We start from the raw sequence: 20986 nt of genomic DNA, 5'->3' as shown, positions 1-20986 counted from the left end.
AGCGTGGTCCTTCGATGCAGCTCTATCTTCCGATCGCCGATCTTCCCGTCAACGTCTTCCTGGTGCTGGCGATGGGCGCCGCGGTCGGCTTCGTCTCGGGCATGTTCGGGATCGGCGGCGGCTTCCTGATGACGCCGCTGCTGATCTTCATCGGCATCACGCCCGCGGTCGCGGTCGCCTCGGTCACCAGCCACATCGCGGCGTCCTCGTTTTCCGGCGCGCTGTCCTATTGGCGGCGGCGCGCGATCGATCCGGCGTTGGCGAGCGTCCTGTTATGCGGCGGCGTGACGGGCACGGCGCTCGGCGTATGGACCTTCACGCAGCTTCGCGCGCTCGGCCAGCTCGATCTGATGATCGCGCTCTCTTACGTCGTGCTGCTCACCACTGTCGGCAGCCTGATGTTCTCGGAAGGCCTGCGCGCGCTAATGCGGACCCGCCGCGGCGCACTGCCGCCGCGCCGCACGCACAACTGGATCCACGGCCTGCCGCTGAAGATGCGGTTCAAGCGCTCGAAGATCTATCTCTCGGTGATTCCCGTGGTGGTCGTCGGCATCATGATCGGCTTCATCGGCGCCATCATGGGCATCGGCGGCGGCTTCATCCTGGTGCCGATCATGATCTATCTCTTGCGGGTGCCGACCTCGACGGTGATCGGGACCTCAATGGTCCTCACCCTCGTCACCATGCTGTTCGCGACCATGCTGCATGCGGTGACCAATCACCTCGTCGACGCCGTGCTGGCACTGATCCTGATGGTCGGCGGCGTCACCGGCGCGCAGTTCGGCGTCCGCGCCGGCCAGAAGATCCGCGGCGAGCAGCTGCGGCTGCTGCTCGGCCTTCTCATCCTCTCGGTCGGAATCCGCTTCGCGATCGAGCTGGTGATCCAGCCTGCGGACCTCTTCACCATCCGTGACCTCGGAGCGAGCGGATGAAGCGCACGGCGCTCGCCCTCCTGCTCGTCCTGCTGCTCGGCTCGGTTGCGCACGCCGAGCGGCTGATCGTGTCGGTCTCCAACCACCGCGTCACGGTGACGCCGAACTATTCCGGCGAGGAGCTGGTGTTGTTCGGCTCGGTGGAGAAGGACGCCACCACGCCCGCCGATCGCACGTCCTACGATCTCGTCGTCACCGTGATGGGCCCGCGCGCCGACATGGTGACGCGTCGCAAGGAACGCACCTTCGGCATCTGGATCAACACCGATTATCGGCAGTTCCTGCAGGTGCCGAGCTATCTCGCGCTGTTCGCCAACCGCCCCTTCGACGCCATCACCTCGCCCGAGATCGCGCGGCGGCAGCAGATCGGGCTCAACAACGTGCTGCTGACGCAGCGGGTCGGCGGCGATTATGCCGACGTGGTGCCGAACGACGCGTTCCGTTCGGCCTTCATCCGCCTGCGCACCCAGCACGGGCTCTATCGCGAGGATGGGAGCGCCGTCACGTTCCTGACGCCGACCCTGTTCCGCACCGGCATCCCGCTGCCGGCGGAAGTGCCGATCGGCACCTATGAAGTCGAGATCAAGCTGTTCGCGAACGGCGCGTTCATCGGCAAGACCGAGACCGCGTTCGAGATCGTCAAGGTCGGCTTCGAACAGTTCGTCGCCACCACCGCCCGGCAGAACGGGTTGATCTACGGCCTCGTCACAGCCGCGATGGCGCTGATGACGGGCTGGATGGCGTCGATCGTGTTTCGGAAGGATTGACGATCGCTGTCATTGCAATGAGGGAGGTTGTGTTTATCGCGTTCCTTCCTCTCGTGTCCCGGACGCGGCGCAACGCTCTTGCGTTGCGGTGCGAGCCAGGACCCAGAAAGCCCGTGATGAATGCGGAGGCATGGGCCCCGGCTCAGCAGCGCACCGCCGAAAAGGCGCTGCGCTGCGTCCGGGGCACGAGACCTGCGTTCGTGCATGAATGGCCGCAATGACGGCCGCGGCAGCTACGGCGCTTCCACCACCGTCGGCACGCCCGGCTCCAGCAGGCGCAGCCGTGGTCCGAATCCGAGCGCGTCGAACGTCTTGCGCAGATCCTCGCTGTTCTGGCGGAAATGCGCCCAGCCTTCGGTGTGCACGGGCACGATCATCGCATCGGGAAAGGCGCGCGCGGTCTCGATGGTGTCGTTGGTGTCCATGGTGAGATGGAACGGCCCGCGCGTCTGCGCGGCGCCGGCGAAGGGCAGCACCACGCCGCATTTGAAGCGGCGCGCGACTTCGGCGACGCCGTCGAACCAGGTGGTGTCGCCGCTGATATAGACCGAAGTCGTGTCCTTGCGGCTCGAGGACACCACGAAGCCGATCACGTCGCCGGACAGCGGCTCGATGCCGGCCGGGCCATGGCGCGCCGGCGTTGCGGTGATGGTCAGCGTGTTGCCGTCGCGATCCTTCAGATGCGAGGTCGCCCAGGGCGCAAGGCCCTCGACATGGCCGCCGAGCCGCTTTGCGCCCGCTTCCGTCGTCAGCACGCGCTTGACCTTATGGAGATAGTCGCGGCCCGAATTGTCGAGATTGTCCGAATGCTGGTCATGGCTGAGCAGCACGGCATCGACCGGTCCGATCGCTTCGGGCTTCAACGCGGGGCCGATGGTCTTCTCCAGCTTCACATGCAGCAGCTGATAGGCGCCGGGCGCATCGAAGGTCGGATCGGTCAGCAGGCGAAAGCCGTCGATCTCGATCAGCGCAGTGGGGCCGCCGATCAGGGTGATGGAAATGGGCATGGGACAAACTCCTCTTATGCGACGGTCTTCGCCGGCCGCGTCACCAGATAGATGCCGAGCGCGACCGGAATGATGCCGAGCAGATCGCGCGCTTCGACATGCTCACCAAGGACGAGATACGCGAACAGCATGCCGAGCGGCGGCATCAGGAAATGATAGGCGCTGGCGGCGGTCGCGCCGCACACTTTCAGGAGATGGAACCAGAGCCAGTAAGCGAGGATCGAGCCGCCGAGCACGAGGAACGCGAAGGCCCCGATCAGGCCCGGCGTGACATCGATCGCGTGGACATCGGCGAAGGTGAGCGCGACCGGCGTCAGCACGAGGCCGGCGACGAGGTTCTGCACGCCGTTGCCGATCCACAAGCTTCCCTTCGGCGCAAGAAGCTTGAACAGGATGGTGCCCGCGACGATCGAGGCGAGCGAGGCCAGCGTGAACACGATGCCGTGCAGGGAATCCGTGCCGACCGACAGGCGATGCCAGACAATCAGCGTCACGCCGGCGATGCCGAGCAGCAGGCCACTTGCCTTGCGCCAGGTCATGCCTTCGCCGAGCAGCAAGGCTGCGAGCGCCGCGGTGAAGACCGGATTGGCCGACACGATCAGGCCGCCGAGGCCGGCGGAGACCGATTGCAGGCCGGTGTAGCCGAGGCCGAGATAGAGCGCGTTGTTGGCGATGCCGAGCACGGCGAAGATCGCCGCATCGCGCCAGGACAGCGACCAGGCCTCGCCGCGGATCAGCGTTGCACCCAGGATCAAGATGCCGGCAAGCGAGAAGCGCGCGGCGAGCAGGATCAGCGGCGGGCAATGGGTGACGCCGATCTTGCCGGCGACGAAGGCGTAGCTCCAGAGCAGGCAGAACAGGCCGATGGCGAGCGGCAGCGTGTTGAAGCGGCGGCTGGGGACCGAGATCGAGGGGGCGAGCGACATGAGGGCATTCTCCTGAACCCTCGATCTAGGGAGGCCGCTTGTCATTTGGAAATTAAATGATTAACTGCCGATAAGTGGATTTTCGAATGGAGGCGGTGATGCTCGATCTCGAGCTGCTACGCAGTTTCGTCTCGGTGGTCGAGGCCGGCGGCTTTACCCGCGCCAGTGCGCGCGTCCACCGCACGCAGTCGACGGTCAGCCAGCAGATCAAGCGGCTGGAGGACGATATCGGCCAGGTTCTGCTGCATCGCGACGGCAAGAACGTGCGCCCGACCGAGGCCGGCGAGCGGCTGCTGTCCTATGCGCGCCGGCTGCTCTCGCTGGCCGAGGAGGCGCGCGACGTGCTGCGCCAGCCGGAGGGCGAAGGCGCGATCCGGCTCGGCATCCCCGAGGATTTCGCGGCGTACCGGCTGACCAAATTGCTCGGCGCGTTCGCGCGCTCGCATCCGGGCCTGCGGCTCGACGTGCGCGCCGACCAGAGCAAGCACCTCGCGCGCGATCTCGAGCGCGGCGAGCTCGACCTTGCGCTGTTCAAGCGCGCCGCCGGCGAGAACGGCGCCATCGCGGTGTGGCCGGAGCGGGTGCACTGGGTGACCAGCAAGAGCCATCCGGTCGACGTCCACGCCGCATCCGTGCCGCTGATCGGTTTCCCGGCCGGCTGCCTCTACCGCGCCGGCGCCATCCACGCGCTGGAAAGCATCGGCCGCGCCTGGCACATGGCCTATTCCTCCTCGAGCCTGTCAGGCATCCAGGCCGCGGTCGCCGCCGGCATGGGCCTCAGCATCTTGTCGGAGATGTCGATCCAGTCCGACCACCGCGTGCTGACGGCGAAGGAAGGTTTTGCGCCGATCGACAAGACCGAGGTCGCACTGATGGCTTCGCCCGATGCGAGCCCGGCCACGCTGCGGCTTGCGGACCGTCTTGCCGAATTTTGCGATGCGGTGCAGGCCAAGGCGGCTTGAAGGCAGCCTGACGCCGACTCGAAGCCGCGACGATTGCCGCCCGGCTCTCAATTCACCGCGGACATCAGCCTGTCGCCGCACGCATTCGCGTAAAACTTGCCGCCGCATTGGCGCTTGATGGCGGCGCAGCGCGCCGCGGGCGAGGCATTCTGCGGGACGGTGAAGCCGCAGCTCAGGCCATCCGCGCTGCGGCCGGGCTTGCCGGCGGCAAATGCGGCACTGGAGGCGCTGATGCAGATGACGAGCAGGGCCGCGGCGGCGATTTCAATCAGCAGTCGCTTCAGCAGTTTCATGGGGATGTTCCTCCACACTGATGGCTGAATTGATCGGCAATCTAGCACGGAAACTTAGGTTTCTCCGTGCTCGTCCGGGTTCCCAAATCGGCCCGTTCCTTGCATAATTTTACCTCCGTGCGGGACACGGCCGCGCCAGCGATGGTTCCGGTCCAGGAGCAGGGTGCGTAGAGTGAGTAGCGCTTCGTCGACCAGGAAATGACAGCTTTGCAAGATTCATCGTTCCAGCCCAGTTCTTCCGCTGCCACGCAGCCCATCGACGAGCTCGCGCTGGCCGAGATCAAGGGCGTGATCCTGGCGAAGCTGCGGCTTGCCATCGGCAAGGATGCCGGCATGGCAACCAAGCACGACTGGTACCAGGCCGCGGCGCTCGCGCTGCGCGACCGCATCGTGCATCGCTGGCTCACCGCGGAGAAGCACAGCTACGACGCCGGCCGCAAGCGCGTCTATTATCTCTCGCTCGAATTCCTGATCGGTCGGCTGTTCAGCGACGCGCTCAACAACATGGGCCTCCTCAAGATCTTCGAGGTCGCGCTCGGCGATCTCGGCGTCTCGCTGCCCGAGCTGCGCAAATGCGAGCCCGACGCCGCGCTCGGCAATGGCGGCCTCGGGCGGCTCGCCGCCTGCTTCATGGAGAGCATGGCGACGCTGTCGATCCCCGCGATCGGCTACGGCATCCGCTACGATTACGGCCTGTTCCGCCAGATCATCAATCAGGGCTGGCAGCAGGAATATCCGGACGAATGGCTGAGCTTCGGCAACCCCTGGGAATTGCAGCGGCCCGAGGTGATCTACGACATCAATTTCGGCGGCGCCGTCGAGCATGTCGACGACAAGGGCCGCGACCGCGCGATCTGGCATCCCGGCGAGACGGTGCAGGCGATTGCCTATGACACGCCGATCGTCGGCTGGCGCGGCCAGCACGTCAACGCGCTGCGGCTGTGGTCGGCGCGCTCGCCCGATCCGCTGAAGCTCGATGCCTTCAACAAGGGCGATTATGTCAGCGCCAGCGCCGAGCAGTCGCGCGCGGAGGCGATCTGCAAATTCCTCTATCCGAACGACGAGAGCCCGGCGGGCCGCGAGCTGCGGCTGCGCCAGGAATATTTCTTCGTCTCGGCTTCGCTGCAGGACCTGGTGAAGCGGCACCTCGCCTCCGACGGCCAACTCCGCAGCCTGTCGTCCAAGGTCGCGGTGCAGCTCAACGACACCCATCCGAGCCTTGCCGTCACCGAGCTGATGCGCATCCTCGTCGACCTGCACAATTTCCGCTGGGACGAGGCCTGGAAGATCACGGTCGCCACGCTGTCCTACACCAACCACACGCTGCTGCCCGAGGCGCTGGAGACCTGGCCGGTCGAGCTGTTCGAGCGGCTGCTGCCGCGGCACCTCGAGATCATCTACCGTATCAACGTGCAGCATCTGGCGCTGGCCGAGGCGCGCTGCCCCGGCGACATCGACTTCCGCGCCTCGGTCTCGCTGATCGACGAGAAGAGCGGGCGCCGCGTGCGCATGGGCCAGCTCGCCTTCGTCGGCTCGCACCGCATCAACGGCGTCTCGGGGATGCATTCGGACCTGATGCGCGAGACCGTGTTCCACGACCTCAACCATCTCTATCCCGGCCGCATCACCAACAAGACCAACGGCATCACCTTCCGCCGCTGGCTGATGCTGGCGAACCCGAAGCTGACGGATCTGTTGCGCGAGACCTGCGGCGAGGCCGTGCTCGACGATCCCTCGCAGCTTTCGCTGATCGAGGCCCGCGCCAGCGACGTCGAATTCCAGAAGAAGTTCCGCACCGTCAAGCTGCACAACAAGACCGCGCTGGCGCGCCTGATCGGCGAGCGGCTCGGCATCAAGGTCGACCCGACCGCTCTGTTCGACGTGCAGATCAAGCGCATCCACGAATACAAGCGCCAGCTGCTCAACGTCATCGAGACGGTCGCGCTGTACCAGGCGATCAAGGACAATCCCGACGGCAATTGGGTGCCGCGGGTGAAGATCTTCGCCGGCAAGGCGGCGGCGAGCTACCGCTACGCCAAGCTGATCATCAAGCTGATCAACGACGTCGCGGAGGTCGTCAACAACGATCCCGCGATCGGCGGCAAGCTCAAGGTCGTGTTCCTGCCCGACTACAATGTCAGCCTCGCCGAGGTGATCATTCCGGCGGCCGATCTCTCCGAGCAGATCTCGACCGCGGGCATGGAAGCCTCCGGCACCGGCAACATGAAGCTGGCGCTCAACGGCGCCATCACCATCGGCACGCTCGACGGCGCCAATATCGAGATCCGCGACCATGTCGGAGCTGAGAACATCGCGATCTTCGGCATGGAGGCCGGCGACGTGATGATCCGGCGCAAGCAGGGGCTGGACGCCTCCGACGTGATCCTCAATTCGCCGAAGCTGCAGCGCGCCATCAACGCGATCGGCACCGGCGAATTCTCGCCCGGCGATCCCGGCCGCTTCGAATCCATCGCGCATGCGCTGCGTTATCTCGACCATTACATGGTCAGCGCCGATTTCGATTCCTATTACGAAGCGCAGCGCGCGGTCGACGCACGCTGGCAGGTGACGCCGGCCTGGACCCGCGCCTCCATCCTCAACGTCGCGCGCATGGCGTGGTTCTCCTCGGACCGCACCATCCGCGAATACGCCGAGGAGATCTGGAACGTGCCGGTCAACCCGACCACGCCGCTACTGCCTGATCTGCGCGACGTCGCGGGCTGATTTTCCGCAGGATGGAAGCGGCTACGTCAGAGGTAATTGCATCAGCCGGCGCCGGACGTGATATGACGTTCGACATCGAAAGCCGGATCAAACAATGCACGCCAAGCTCCCGCATCCCTTCGACGACGCCACCCGCATCACCGCGGGCGACTCGAGCTGGCAGGGGCACACCAGCGACGATTACTGGGCCTTTGTCGGCCCGTTCGGCGGCGCCACCGCCGCGACGATCCTCCGCGCGCTGATCGAGCACCCGCAAGCCGCCGGCGATCCGCTGGCGCTCACCGTCAATTACTGCGCGCCGATCGCGAAGGGTCCGTTCGATCTCGATGTGCGTCTGGTGAAGGCCAACCGCTCCAGCCAGCATTGGAGCGTCGAGCTCAGCCAGGGCGGCGGCGAGGTCGCAACGCTCGCGACCGCGGTGTTCGCCGAGCGCCGGCCGTCCTGGGAGCATCGGGTGGCGCAATATCCTCAAACAAAGCCGTTCGAAGAGACGATGCCGTTCCCGAAGATCGCGGCGTCCTGGGCCAACCAGTACGAATTCCGCTTCGTCGAGGGCGAGATGCGGATCGGCCCACCGCAGGCCGAGCTTGCCGGCACCTATTCGAAGATCTGGATCAGCGACCGCACGCCGCGCAAGCTCGACATGCTGTCGCTGATGTCGATGTCGGACGCCTTCTTCGGCCGCATCTTCCACGCGCGGCGCGAGCTGGTGCCGTTCGGCACGGTGTCGCTGACGACCTATTTTCACACGGACAGCGAAGAGCTCGCGGCCGAAGACATCACGCGCGTGCTGGCGACGGCGGATTCGAAGATCATGCACAAGAGCTACGCCGACCAGAATGCCGAGTTGTGGTCGCCGAACGAGCGGCTGCTCGCGACGAGCACGCAGATCGCGTATTTCAAGGCGTAGCTCCTTCTTCCGCGGACTCGTCTGCGGAGAGTATCGCACACAAACAAAAAGGGCGGCCTCGCGGCCGCCCTTTTGCATTGATGACGATGCGAGAGGTTACTCCGCCGCGAGCTTCACGTCCGGCGCGGCGGCGCGGACGTCGGCGTCGACCTGGGCTTCGAACTTGGCGAAGTTCTTCTGGAACATGCCGACCAGCGCGCGGGCGGTCTTGTCGAACTCGTCCTTGTCCTTCCAGGTGTTGACCGGGTTGAGGATCTCGGCCGGGACGCCCGGCAGCGCGGTCGGGACCGCGAAGCCGAAATATTTGTCGGTGCGGAATTCGACGTTGCGCAAGCTGCCGTCGAGCGCCGCAGTGAGCAGCGCGCGCGTCACCTTGATCGGCATGCGCGAGCCGACGCCGTACTTGCCGCCGGTCCAGCCGGTGTTGACCAGCCAGCAATCGACATTGTGCTGGGCGATGAGGTCGCGCAGCATGTTGCCGTAAACGCTGGGGTCGAGCGGCAGGAACGGCGAGCCGAAGCAGGTCGAGAATTCCGGCTGCGGCTCGTTGCCGAGGCCACGCTCGGTGCCGGCGACCTTGGCGGTGTAGCCGGACAGGAAGTGATACATCGCCTGCGCCGGCGAGAGCTTTGCGATCGGCGGCAGCACGCCGAACGCGTCGGCGGCGAGCATCACCACGTTCTTCGGCTGCGGCGCGCGGCCGGTTCGCGAAGCGTTCGGGATGAAGTCGAGCGGATAGGCCGAACGCGTGTTCTCGGTCTTGGAGCCGTCGTCGAAATCCACCACGCGGGTGTCTTCGTCGAGCACGCAATTCTCCAGCACCGCGCCGAAGCGGGTCGAGGCCGCGAAGATCTCGGGTTCGGCTTCCTGCGACAGCTTGATGCATTTGGCGTAGCAGCCGCCTTCGAAATTGAAGACGCCGTTCGGGCCCCAGCCATGCTCGTCGTCACCGATCAGCGTGCGGTTCGGATCGGCCGACAGCGTGGTCTTGCCGGTGCCTGACAGGCCGAAGAAGATCGCGGTGTCGCCCTTGGCGCCGACATTGGCCGAGCAGTGCATCGGCATCACGCCGCGCTCGGGCAGGTAATAGTTCAGCGTGGTGAAGACCGACTTCTTCATCTCGCCGGCATAATAAGACCCGCCGATCAGGACGATCTTGCGGGCGAAATCGATCGCGACGACGTTCTCCGAGCGGCAGCCGTGACGTTTGGGATCGGCGCGGAAGCTCGGCATGTCGATGATGGTGAGCTCCGGCACGAAGGTCGACAGCTCGATCGCCTCGGGACGGATCAGCAGCGTGCGGATGAACAGCGAGTGCCAGGCGAGCTCGGTGAAGACGCGCGTCTTGATCCGGTAGGCCGGATCGGCGCCACCGTAGAGGTCCTGCGCGAACAGCTTCTTGCCTTCGGCGTGCTTGAGGAAGTCCTGGTAGAGCGTCTCGAACTGCTCTGCGGTGATCGACTGGTTGCCGGCCCACCACATCTTCTTGTCGGTGGTGGCGTCACGCACCGTGAACTTGTCCTTCGGGCTGCGCCCGGTGAACTCGCCGGTGTCGGCGCAGAGCGCGCCGTCAGCCGACAGCACCGCTTCGCCCGCCGCGAGCGAATATTGATAGAGTTGCGGCGCACCCAGGTTCCAGTGAACCTGCTTGAGATTCTTTAAGCCGAATTTGTCGGCGCCGAAGGCACCGTTGCGCACGCCCGTCTCTTGCACGAAAAAATCCTCCTAGAACCCGCGACATTTAGCGGACCAAGCCTGGCGCCGTCGCAGTCACCGTGATGAATGGGCCATTCGGCCTCGGCTGAACGACCTAATAATCATGAACGCTGGCGTTGCCAAGCCGATCCCGCAGGATTTGGTTTATTCAAGGACCGCGCCAAACGTCGCGCATGTCAGCTCTGAACCGGCGCGACGAGAAAACGCAAATGATCGCGCAACCAAACGCGTGTTTGCGCGTTACATCAGGTTATTGCGCCGCACAATCCCTGTGTCGTCGGCTTATCTTACCTCACCTTCGCCGATCAGCGCGAACGGGCCCCACATTGCAGGGTAGGCGTTGCGTGGCGACGAGGCGTCGTCAACAAACGTTAACATCGCGCGGCGCAGGGCTTCGGCACGACCGATCTTTGGTTCGTTCTTGAGCAGCTCGAACGTCGATGTGGTCAAGCGGGTGGCGGCTTCCGAATCCACGGCCCAATGCGAGACCAGGAGCGCACGGGCCCCTGCGTAGAAGAACGAGCGCGCCAGCCCCGACAGCGCCTCGGCGCCGGGCTTGTCGCCGGCGATGGTGTTGCAGGCCGACAGCACCACCCAATCGGCATTGAGCTTGAGCTGCGCCACTTCGCTCGCGGTTAGAAGACCGTCGTCGAGCTCCGACGGCTGATCGGGAATGGACAACGCGAGCGAGGGCTCACCCAGTCCCTTGACGTCACCCGCAACGAGACCATGGGTGGCAAAGTAGATGATGCCGTATTGAGCAAGCGCTGCACGCTTCAGCGTCGTCTCGCTGGCATCACGTCCGAGATGGATGTCGGCTTCAGTGGCGCCGACGTCCCTCGCCACCGCGTTCAGCTCGTCGGCGGTGTCGGGCAGTTGCGGCAGCGCCTGTGCCAGCCGCGCGCGGTCGACGCCGGCGCCGCGCCAGAAATCGGTATAGGCGATCGTCGCGATGCTGCGCGCGGCGACCTTACCGCTTGCAGCGCGTCGGTCGGCCGGTCCTTCGGCTGCGGGATTGAAGACAGGATCGCCGAATCCGGTCATCGGCTTTGCGCCCTGATCCCTGCGCGCGAAGGCACGCAGCGATTTCAGGGAGATCACCGACGGCAGTACCGAGACGGCCTGACGCCGCAGCAGCCAGGCAGCATTGCGATAACCTTCGATCTTGTCCGGGATCGCAGCCCGCGGCGTCTCCGTCACCAGGAGGTGAAACGGCAATGCCGTCAGCGCCGCCGATGGCACCACCAGCAAATTGCGCTTGTCCTTCGTCAACGCCTCGACCGGGCCGAGCAGCGCGACATAGAGCTCGTTCGCGAGCGCGAGGTCGAACAGTCCCGATTTGCCGGAGGCATCGCGCGCCTTGCCGACATCCAGTCCCTTGCGGAAAGCCGCCACCTTCCGCGCCATCGCATCCGCGCCGAGCGGGATCTCCTTCCACTCAGCGCCATCGCGCGTGATCGCGACGACATAGCTCTGCTTGTCGACGACGGAATAGATCACCATCGCTTCGTCCGCCGACAGCAGCGGCTGGATGTCCTTCACTGCCAGCGGCAGCGGGTTGGAGAGCGAGGCGTAGTCGGGAAATTCGCGCACGAGCGTCTTCTGCAAGCCCGCACGCTCGCTCGCAATCGCAGCGATCCGGGCGCGGCTGCGCTGCTCGGCGGTGGCATCCCGCTGCGCCGACTGCTTCGACACCGCGGCGATGATCGCCTTGTCGAGCGCCTCGGCCTCGGCGGTAAGATCCTGGTCCCGGCGCACCAGCTCGGCGAGCCGATCGCTGCCGGCGGCCATCCGCACCGCGAGCTTGTTCACGGCGGAGGCGGCGGACGATTGCGTACCGCGCTGGATCGCGGCGAGCGCGTCATCGAGCGCCTTGTCGCTCGCCAGCAGCGCCTGCTGCCGCGCCGCGAACAGAACAGGCAGCACGACTCGCAGCTGCGCGCGATTGCCGGCAAGCGTCTTCTCCGCGAACGGCAAGGCGTCGGCGGTCCGGCCCGACATCTGAAGGAAGTTGGCGAGATTGCTGGTCGAGGTCGCGACATCGGGATGGTCGGGTCCGAGCGCACGCTCGCGGATCGACAGCGCGCGGCGATAGAGCGGCTCGGCCTCGGCATAGCGCTGCTGGTGCTCGTAGAGCCCGGCGAGATTGTTCAGCGAACGCGCCACGTCGGGATGATCAGGTCCCAGCACTTTTTCGCGGATTGCGAGCGAGCGCTTGATCGGCGCCTCGGCATCGGTGTCGCGGTTGAGGTCGCGATCGACCTGGCCGATATTGTTGAGGACGGTGGCGACCGCGGGATGCTCGGGCCCGGCGATCTTCTGATAGATCGCCAGCGCCCGCTGGAACAGCGGCTCGGCGTCGGCAAAGTGCTCCTGCTTCACGTAGAGCGTGGCGAGGTTGTTCAGGGCACGGCCGACATCGGGATGCTCGCGCGACAGGCCCTTTTCGCTGACGGCCAGCGCGCGCTTGAAGAGCGGCTCGGCCTCGGCGAAGCGGCCCTGCCGCTGATAGAGCGCCGCCAGATTGTTCAGGAGCGGCGCGATCTCGACGGTGCCCTGACCGGTGCCCTTCTCCATCAGCGCAATGGCACGCTTGTAGAGCGGCTCGGCCTGGTCGTCGTGGCCCTGGTCGGCGTGGATCTGCCCGAGATTGTTGAGCGCGGCGGCGAGATCGCGGTTGTTGCTGGTGTTCTCGAGAGAGGCCACCATGGCCTGCGCCAGCGGCAGCGCCTCCGCATATCTGCCGGCGCTGCGGAGCGCATTGATGCGCGCGCTTTGTGCTGACAGATCGCCCTTCTGGGCAAGGCCGGGCGTGGCAAGCGACGTGGTAATCGCGAGTGCCAGACCCGCAGCCAATGCCAAACGACGACGCGTCATAAACCCTCTCGCTGCGAGCCTTACAGACCTATCGTCTTGGGTCGCAGCGACGGGTCGCTACGTTCAAACGTTGCGTTCTAGGTTGTACTCATAATCCGGCGCTGGGTTTGAGCGCTCTCGGGTGTCCGCTTCCCCCTCAACAGCGGTATAGAGCCGGCCATCGCCGGACGTCGCTGATGGGCCGATTCTGTTGAAAAAGGCGGCGGTTGCGACGCAGAGGGATCAATGATTCAGTCAGTCTAATTGGCAGGACTGAAGATCATGATGGGACATCGGCAAGTCGAGCAGGCCGCGTTGTTCTATGAGTTCTCGCTGGAAAGGCATATCCCGGCCGACCACTTGCTCCGGTCGATCGATAGATTTGTCGACCTTGAAGAGGTCAGACAGGACCTGGCGCCTTTCTACAGTAGTATCGGTCGACCTTCGATCGATCCCGAGCTGATGATCCGGATGCTGCTGATCGGTTACTGCTTCGGCATTCGATCGGAGCGGCGCCTGTGCGATGAGGTCCACCTTAACTTGGCCTACCGATGGTTCTGCCGGCTTGGTCTAGATGGCGCAGTACCTGATCACTCGACGTTCTCCAAGAACAGGCATGGCCGCTTCCGACAGAGCGACCTCTTCCGGTGCGTGTTCGAGAGCGTTTTGCGTCGCTGTATCGAGGAGCGGCTGGTCGGTGGTGAAGGATTCGCCGTCGATGCGAGCCTGATCAAGGCCGATGCCAATCGGCAGAAGGGGATCGAAGGCGACAAGGGACTTCCACCGGAGGCTGCCGGCCGAGCGATCGACGAGTATCTGGCTGTCCTCGATGATGCCGCGTTCGGAGCAGCCACCGAAGTGACCCCGAAGTTCGTGTCGCCCTCCGACCCAGCGGCGCGCTGGACGGGAGCGCACGGCGGCCAAGCCTTCTTTGCCTACTCGACGAACTACCTGATCGACATCGAGAACGCGATCATCGTCGATGTTGAGGCGACGACGGCAATCCGGCAGGCGGAGGTATTGGCTGCCAAGCGCATGATTGAGCGCTCGCTGGAGCGGTTTGATCTCTATCCGAGCCGGCTCCTCGGCGACAGCGGCTATGGCTCGGCCGAGATGCTCGCCTGGCTGGTCTATGAGCATGGCATCGAGCCGCACGTTACAGTCTTCGACAAGTCGGCTCGCACAGACGGGATCTTCTCGCGCGACGACTTCACCTATGACCACGCCGGGGACGTTTATCGTTGCCCCGGCGGCAAAGTTCTTACCACGACCGGAACGCTGGTGAATGATGGCGCCACCATGCTTTACCTTGCCAGCAAGCACGATTGTGATCGCTGCGCATTGAAGTCCCGATGCTGCCCCAAGCAGCCATCACGGAGGGTGCCACGCTCGATCTACGAGGGCGCTCGCGACATGGCGCGCCAGATCGCAAGATCATGGGAGGGCCGCACCTCGCGTCGGCTCCGCAAGAAGATCGAGATGCTGTTCGCGCACCTCAAGCGCATCCTCAAACTCGACCGTCTACGCTTACGAGGTCCAAACGGTGCGCATGACGAGTTCATCCTGGCGGCCACCGCCCAGAACCTAAGAAAGATGGCCAAGCTGATCCCGATGTCCACCCCGAGGCTCGCATAGCGATCGGTAGAGCAGTTCGGCCACATCGCGACCGAGCCATTACAAGGAAATACTGCCCGCCTTTTTCAACGGAATCGGCCACAAGGCGACATTTGCACGGTTGAGAGGCCCCCTCTCTTTGACGCTCGCAACACCGCTGTCCTTTGAGCAAGGCGGGTAGCTAAGCTACGATCGGCCAGTGACCCGATAGACTCGCGCCTCGCCCTCGACGCCACGCAGCGGGGCGTCGAACTCTTCGACACCGTACCCCGTCAGGAGCTGGCGAACGGCGGGGGCCGTATGGAGCGCTTCCGTGAGACAGATTTCGCCGGCACCGGCGAATGATTGCACCCGAGCTGCGATATTCACGGTCTGGCCGAAATAGTCGAGGTTCTCATTGAGGGTCACGGCGATAGACGGCCCGCAATGGGCGCCCATCTTGAGAATGATCGCCGGCTGGCCATGATCCCGGTTGAACCGTTCGATGTCTTGCAGAATTTGGAGCGCCGCCGCCACGGCATCCGCCGGTTGGAAGAACGCAGCCATGACGGCGTCGCCGATGGTCTTCACAATGGCACCGGCATGCTGATGAGCGATTGCATCTAGGAGAGCGAAATGTTCGCGAACCAAGGCATAGGCATTGAGATCCCCGAGACGTTCGTAGAGCGCGGTCGACCCCTTCAAGTCCGTGAACAGGAACGTCACCTGCCGGACGCCGAGGCCCTCCTCTTCATCGACGCGCTCCGAACGGAAGAGCTTGCGGAACGTCTGGCGCGTCAGCAGCATGCCACCGGAGACGTAGGGATCGAATTGGAGCGTCGGCTTTTTAGGCATCGCCAGGATTTCAGGCGGCCAGTTGATCAGGAGCAGCGAACCGCGCCTGGGACCGGTGTTGCTGATCTCGAAGACCACGGAGCCCGAAGGGAGGGCCGAAACAGCTGGCGTGAACCGTTGCCCGTCATAGGCGATGCGAACGATCGTCTGAGTCTTCGGAACCTGCTCGGCAGAGGGAGCGAGCATGACCGGAAGCATGAAGCCCGCCTGCGTCTGGACGTTGACGCCGGAGAGGGCGCCCGGCTCGATCTCGGCCTGCAGCGTCGTCGTCAGGCCGGATGGCAGATAAGTCATTCCGCGGAGGAGGCCGCGCAGGAAATCGACAAATCGGGTTTGCCCGCCAGGCAGACGCCCGCTGTTGGCGAACTTGAGCTTCCAGTGCAGATCTTCAATCGAAAGATTATCGATGTCATACAAAGCGAGGGGTCGGACTTGCGGCGAGACAGAGAAGGAAACCTCGATGAAGTCGTCCAGCTCCGTCTCGCCCTCGATATCGCACAGCCCGCAGACAAAATGGCTCCGAAGCGCACGGAGCCTCCCAAAACTCTCCAGCACCAGGCCCGAGTGGGGGCAGAGAATGTCCCAATGCATGTCGACCAGCCCGACACGAGCGGCGTGGAGAAATAGATCGATCGACTCCGGCTCAGCCACGCTGCGGTCGCGGGCGAACGCGAGCGGATTGGCACGGTACAGGCTGACCTCATCACCGCTACGGATCAGCGTTTCGAACTTGGAGATGACGCGCGGGCTCCAACTGCGGGCCTGCTCGATCTGGGTCATCTTGCTTTCGAGAAGCCGTTCGTCAATCAATGTCATTGATCGGCTCCTGGCGATGCAATCTGCGCTGGGCCGTCTTGAGCAACCGCTGCCCACAGGACATTGTATGGCAAGACTTTTGATCCTTCCATGTCGCTTATGGGTCAAAATGCGAAGAACTCAGATTGAGCAAATCTAGTCCGCCGAGCACCAATGAGCGGACCTCCATTAGATGAGGCGCGACTTCGCTGATGGGCCACCTTCGGTCGTGGCGCGGCGGAGGCGCTAATATCGGTCTTGATCGTCTCGGCTTCTGAGCACAACAAGCGTAAATCTCGCTGACATGCCTTGGAGTCCAAGTAGACATGGAGAGTGCCAAATAGAAAAGGGTAGCTGGCCTCATGAAATCGGCATAACCTTTCAGTTCGCTCTGTTGGAATTCGAATGCTGCCATGGAGCTGGATCATGAAAAACAAATCATTCGCGGTTGCCGCCATAGCGGCGGCTGGACTTTCGCTCCCGCAACCAGCAATGGGACAATCGGACGACAAGCTCGGTACGGTGAATTTCGAAACATCGTGCAAACCGGAAGCGCAGAAGCTTTTTAGCCAGGGAATGTTGTACCAGCACTCGTTCTGGTACCGCGCCTCGCAAAAGGTTTTCGAAGATGCACTTAAGGCCGATCCCGAATGCGGCATTGCCTATTGGGGCATCGCGCTCAGCCTGTTGTGGAATCCGCATGTGCCGACGCCTGCGAAGAACCTCGCCGAGGGCGGGGCCATAATCGCGAAAGGAAAGAGTGTCGGCGCCAAGACTCAGCGCGAGCGCGACTACCTCGATGCGCTGGGCGTTATGTATGCCGACTACGACAAGGTCGATCACCGTACGCGCATGCAAGCTTACGCCAAGGCCATGGAGCAATTAGCACAGCGCTACCCCAATGATGACGAAGTGCAGATCTACTATGCGCTTGCCCTAAACACCTCGGCTTCGCCGGCCGACAAAACCTACGCCAACCAGCTCAAGGGCGCGGCAATCCTGGAGCCGATCGCAATACGCCAGCCGCAACATCCCGGCGTGGCGCATTACTTGATTCACCTTTACGACTATCCGCCGATCGCCGAGAAAGGCCTTGATGCCGCCCGACGCTACGCCAAGGTCGCGCCAGCGTCAGCTCATGCCCAGCACATGCCATCACACATCTTTACGCGCGTCGGTTACTGGAAGGAGTCGATTGCCTCCAACGTCGAATCATCGCGTGTCGCCAGCGCGGACAACGAGGGCCATGATCAGCTGCACGCTATGGATTATTTGGTCTACGCCTATCTACAACTTGGGCAGGATGAGAAAGCCGCAGCCATTATCGACGAGATGAACGCGGTCACCGGCTTCACCGAGACTTTCATCGCCGGGCCATACGCGCAGGCCGCTTCGCCGGCACGCTACGCAGTGGAGCGCGGCGATTGGAAGGCTGCGGCGGCGCTTCAGGTTCGCCCTAGTCCGCTGGCTCACGTCCAGGCGATCACTCATTTCGCGCGAGCGCTAGGCGCAGCCCGGTCGGGCAATCCTGAAGCCGCCAAGGCTGACATCGCAAAGCTCGCTGAGCTGCGCGATAAGTTGCGCGATGCCAAGGACGCATATTGGTCGCAGCAAGTCGACATTCAGCGGCAGGTGGCCACCGCCTGGCTGCTCTACGCCGAAGGCAACCGCGACGATGCGCTGAAGGCGATGAGTGCCGCTGCTGATGCCGAGGACAAGACCGAGAAGCATCCAGTGACGCCAGGCGTGCTCAGACCGGCGCGCGAACTCTATGGAGTCATGCTGCTCGAGAGCGGCAATGCCAATGAAGCACTTGCCGCCTTTGAGGCAACCCTGAGGAAGGAGCCAAACCGACTCGGCGCCTATGTGGGCGCGGCCAAGGCCGCAGAAAAGTCCGGTGACTCCGCCAAGGCTCGGGACTACTACGGCCAGGTCGTTGCGATCGCCGATGCTGCCGATAGCACCCGGATCGAGCTTGCCGAGGCGCGTGCGTTCCTGACGAAGCGCTGAGAAGCCGGCGAAAGCCATGGAACACACCGTGAGAGCAGCCTTTCTGCCGATCGTTCTGGGCATCCTTGCGAGCCCGGCCAGCGCTCAATCGCTTCAGGTCGTAGGATATTCTGGCCATTTGGGCGAGTGGGAGTTGACCGCCACCGTCACCGAAACGGTTTCCGGCCATACGAAGGAATACTCCGGGCCATTAACGATGAAGCACATCGGGGTGTGCACTCAGGATGGCCCGGAGGAGAAGACCGGTGAAATGCGTTTTCGGGTATCGGACTCATCATCCCAATTGAACGCGACATTCTCGGTTGCCGGCGTCGAATGCACCTACAGTGGACGACTGTCAGACTCCTATACGGGCACCATGAAATGCCCCGATCGTCAGGCGGTTCCCCTCAAGCTGTGGCTGAGATAATTGCCTGCCAAGAAACATTCTCCTGGATAACAAGCGCCGAGAGCTGCGGATCATAAGCGAGCCAAACGAGATCTTGTGGGCGCCGGGTCCGTTCAGTCCGCATCAGCGGATACGGGCTAACGTTGGCACGTCAGTTTGCCGCCTGTCGCAGACAATTGCAGCGCGGCTCCGGCGGGGCGGATGACAGGAACGGTCGCGCGTTTAACGGCGCTCTCGCGCAGTCCCGTCCACATGGCGAATGACGGCGTCACATGTTGCGAGCGCTGCGACTTCCGGTCCGGGTCATCAGCAGTACTGCTCCACCCAATCAGAAAACTTCCGCTCGGCGCTCAGAGCCGACCTCGATTTCGGGAGTACACGCCCTAGTCGCCCACCTTGCTGCGCGCTTCGCCAGCGAGACGCACCAGCATCTTGCGCAGCGAGGTGCCGTCCGTGACCCGCTCCGGAAAGTCCAGCCGCAGCGCGATCTGGCCGTCCTGCATGTCGAGACCATCAGGATCGCAGCCGGTGCAGCGCCAGTCGCCCGCGGCCGCGCCCAGCAGCTTCGTCGCGTAGAGGCCCATGGCCTCGCGATGGTCGGCATTCATGTGGTCGACAGCGCCCTCCTCCGCCGCCAGCAGATCCTCGGCGCCGGTGAGGTCCGTGAGGAATCGCTCGGGCTTGAGGTCGACGATCCGGCCGAAGCCGGCTACCAGATGGGTTCCCGTGGGGCGGATCCGGAAAAAGGAGAAATCCTTAAAAGAAACAAAGCCTTCCGCAGACGGATGCGCATTGAGATACCGCCGCTGCAGCAGTTCCCTTTCGGAATCCGCCTGCTCCGCCCGGCCGGACAGCATGATCCGCGCGCCTTCCAGCGGATCGCCTGCCGCCCGCTCATCCAGCATCAGCGAGACCCGGCTGTCCGCCAGAATGTTCCTGGTGTGCACGGCGAGGCCCGAGATCAGCAAAATGGGCGAGCCGTCGGGGTGGCTGGCCAGATTGACCAGGGAACAATAGGGGTCGCCGCTGCCGGCCATGAGGGTTGCCAGCGCCCCCTGCCGCGATCGCCGCAGCAGGGATTTGGCGAGCTTTGAGGGGTCGAAATCAGGGGTCGGTTGCATCGGCTTTCTCGGCTCAGGTGGTTGCAAGGGGGGCCTTTTTTCGGGTAAACGGGGGCCTGGTTATGGGTCGACATGCGGCGAATCTGCTGCATTTCGTGGAACTTGGTCACACTTCAGCCCAGCTTGCATTGCTCGGTGACAAGGTTCGAACGCCGACTTCGGCACCCATGTATGCGGCGCATCAGTGGATTGCTCGCCGTTTCAAGCCACGACCCAAACGGACAGCAGAAAGCAGAGGCTCATGCCCACAATCGCTTTGGTCGACGACGACCGCAACATTCTCACATCCGTCTCGATCGCGCTGGAAGCCGAAGGCTACCGCATCATGACCTACACCGACGGCGCCAGCGCGCTTGACGGTTTCCGTACCACCCAGCCCGACCTCGCCATCCTCGACATCAAGATGCCGCGCATGGACGGCATGGAGACGCTGCGCCGCCTCAGGCAGAAGTCCGACCTGCCGGTGATCTTCCTGACCTCCAAGGACGAGGAGATCGACGAGCTGTTCGGCCTCAAGATGGGCGCCGACGACTTCATCCGCAAACCGTTCTCACAGCGCCTTTTGGTCGAGCGCGTCAAAGCGGTGCTGCGCCGCTCGGCACCGAAGGACCCGACCGTCGCGCCGAAGGAGAACGACGCCAAGGCGCTCGACCGCGGCCTGCTGCGCATGGATCCGGAACGGCATACCTGCACCTGGAAGAACGAGCCGGTGACGCTGACCGTCACCGAATTCCTGATCCTGCAGGCGCTGGCGACCCGTCCCGGCGTGGTGAAGAGCCGCAACGCGCTGATGGACGCCGCCTATGACGACCAGGTCTATGTCGACGACCGCACCATCGACAGCCACATCAAGCGGCTGCGCAAGAAGTTCAAGGTGGTCGACAACGAGTTCGAGATGATCGAGACGCTCTACGGCGTCGGCTACCGTTTCAAGGAAGCCTGAGGCGGCGGGCGCCTTCGCAAACACTTACGAGCATCTCCGGTTCTCGTTCCATGGGGACCGGGATTGCTCCAAGCGCGATGAGATCATCGCACGTTCGATTATTTCTTGAGCATGATCCTTCGGAAAACCGCTGCACACTTTTCCGGATCATGCTCTAGGATGCAGGGACCCTCAACGAGCTGTCCTAA

Annotated in this window: 16 protein-coding genes; 9 read left to right on the top strand and 7 right to left on the bottom strand. The window is 63.6% G+C overall.

The window, feature by feature from the left end:
• Window positions 1–14 precede the first annotated feature (14 nt).
• Window positions 15–932 carry a sulfite exporter TauE/SafE family protein gene (locus XH83_RS03795; protein ID WP_194405749.1) on the top strand — a complete coding sequence of 306 codons (918 nt, stop codon included), beginning with the start codon at window positions 15–17 and terminating at the stop codon, window positions 930–932.
• Window positions 929–1699: a TIGR02186 family protein gene (locus tag XH83_RS03790; RefSeq protein WP_194405748.1), complete on the top strand. Its 771-nt coding sequence runs from the start codon at window positions 929–931 to the stop codon at window positions 1697–1699. Before XH83_RS03795 ends, XH83_RS03790 begins: the two co-directional genes overlap by 4 nt.
• A gap of 233 nt (window positions 1700–1932) precedes the next feature.
• On the opposite strand, the gene XH83_RS03785 is transcribed toward XH83_RS03790, so the two are convergent.
• The gene (locus XH83_RS03785; protein WP_194405747.1) at window positions 1933–2706 is read right to left on the bottom strand and encodes an MBL fold metallo-hydrolase; all 774 of its coding nucleotides are present in this window, start codon (window positions 2704–2706) and stop codon (window positions 1933–1935) included.
• Window positions 2707–2720: 14 nt separating this feature from the next.
• Window positions 2721–3632 carry a DMT family transporter gene (locus tag XH83_RS03780; RefSeq protein WP_194405746.1) on the bottom strand — a complete coding sequence of 304 codons (912 nt, stop codon included), beginning with the start codon at window positions 3630–3632 and terminating at the stop codon, window positions 2721–2723.
• Between the two features lie 98 nt (window positions 3633–3730).
• On the opposite strand from XH83_RS03780, the gene XH83_RS03775 reads away from it, so the two are divergent.
• A complete protein-coding gene (locus tag XH83_RS03775) occupies window positions 3731–4594 on the top strand; it encodes a LysR family transcriptional regulator (RefSeq protein WP_194405745.1) in 864 nt (287 codons plus the stop codon).
• A 47-nt stretch (window positions 4595–4641) separates the two neighbouring features.
• Here the strand turns inward: XH83_RS03775 and XH83_RS03770 are convergent, their stop codons facing one another.
• The gene (locus XH83_RS03770) at window positions 4642–4887 is read right to left on the bottom strand and encodes a hypothetical protein (protein ID WP_194405744.1); all 246 of its coding nucleotides are present in this window, start codon (window positions 4885–4887) and stop codon (window positions 4642–4644) included.
• 198 nt (window positions 4888–5085) lie between these two features.
• On the opposite strand from XH83_RS03770, the gene XH83_RS03765 reads away from it, so the two are divergent.
• Both XH83_RS03765 and XH83_RS03760 read left to right on the top strand, forming a co-directional pair.
• Complete coding sequence (locus tag XH83_RS03765) at window positions 5086–7611, top strand: glycogen/starch/alpha-glucan phosphorylase (RefSeq protein WP_194405743.1); 2526 nt, start codon at window positions 5086–5088, stop codon at window positions 7609–7611.
• Window positions 7612–7705: 94 nt separating this feature from the next.
• Window positions 7706–8521, top strand: coding sequence for an acyl-CoA thioesterase II (locus XH83_RS03760; protein ID WP_194405742.1), 816 nt, complete (start codon window positions 7706–7708; stop codon window positions 8519–8521).
• A 96-nt stretch (window positions 8522–8617) separates the two neighbouring features.
• Here the strand turns inward: XH83_RS03760 and XH83_RS03755 are convergent, their stop codons facing one another.
• Entirely contained in the window at window positions 8618–10234 is a 1617-nt protein-coding gene (locus XH83_RS03755; RefSeq protein WP_194405741.1) for a phosphoenolpyruvate carboxykinase, read from the bottom strand.
• Window positions 10235–10519: 285 nt separating this feature from the next.
• A complete protein-coding gene (locus XH83_RS03750) occupies window positions 10520–13114 on the bottom strand; it encodes a CHAT domain-containing tetratricopeptide repeat protein (protein WP_194405740.1) in 2595 nt (864 codons plus the stop codon).
• A gap of 261 nt (window positions 13115–13375) precedes the next feature.
• Here XH83_RS03750 and XH83_RS03745 point away from each other — a divergent pair, with 261 nt between their 5' ends.
• The gene (locus XH83_RS03745) at window positions 13376–14728 is read left to right on the top strand and encodes a transposase (protein WP_194403708.1); all 1353 of its coding nucleotides are present in this window, start codon (window positions 13376–13378) and stop codon (window positions 14726–14728) included.
• A gap of 165 nt (window positions 14729–14893) precedes the next feature.
• On the opposite strand, the gene XH83_RS03740 is transcribed toward XH83_RS03745, so the two are convergent.
• Complete coding sequence (locus XH83_RS03740) at window positions 14894–16357, bottom strand: adenylate/guanylate cyclase domain-containing protein (RefSeq protein WP_194405739.1); 1464 nt, start codon at window positions 16355–16357, stop codon at window positions 14894–14896.
• Window positions 16358–16762: 405 nt separating this feature from the next.
• Between XH83_RS03740 and XH83_RS03735 the strand changes: the two genes are divergently transcribed.
• Window positions 16763–18346, top strand: a complete 1584-nt coding sequence (locus tag XH83_RS03735; protein ID WP_194405738.1) for a hypothetical protein — start codon at window positions 16763–16765, stop codon at window positions 18344–18346.
• 16 nt (window positions 18347–18362) lie between these two features.
• The gene (locus XH83_RS03730; protein ID WP_194405737.1) at window positions 18363–18755 is read left to right on the top strand and encodes a hypothetical protein; all 393 of its coding nucleotides are present in this window, start codon (window positions 18363–18365) and stop codon (window positions 18753–18755) included.
• A gap of 362 nt (window positions 18756–19117) precedes the next feature.
• On the opposite strand, the gene XH83_RS03725 is transcribed toward XH83_RS03730, so the two are convergent.
• Entirely contained in the window at window positions 19118–19855 is a 738-nt protein-coding gene (locus XH83_RS03725; RefSeq protein ID WP_194408154.1) for a HugZ family protein, read from the bottom strand.
• A 241-nt stretch (window positions 19856–20096) separates the two neighbouring features.
• Between XH83_RS03725 and XH83_RS03720 the strand changes: the two genes are divergently transcribed.
• Window positions 20097–20798, top strand: a complete 702-nt coding sequence (locus XH83_RS03720) for a response regulator transcription factor (RefSeq protein WP_008542552.1) — start codon at window positions 20097–20099, stop codon at window positions 20796–20798.
• Window positions 20799–20986 lie beyond the last annotated feature (188 nt).

The sequence above is a fragment of the Bradyrhizobium sp. CCBAU 53351 genome, from assembly GCF_015291745.1.
Taxonomy (GTDB): Bacteria; Pseudomonadota; Alphaproteobacteria; order Rhizobiales; family Xanthobacteraceae; genus Bradyrhizobium.
The sequence above is the reverse complement of the archived record's forward strand: the minus strand, read 5'-3'. Positions and strand labels throughout refer to the sequence as shown.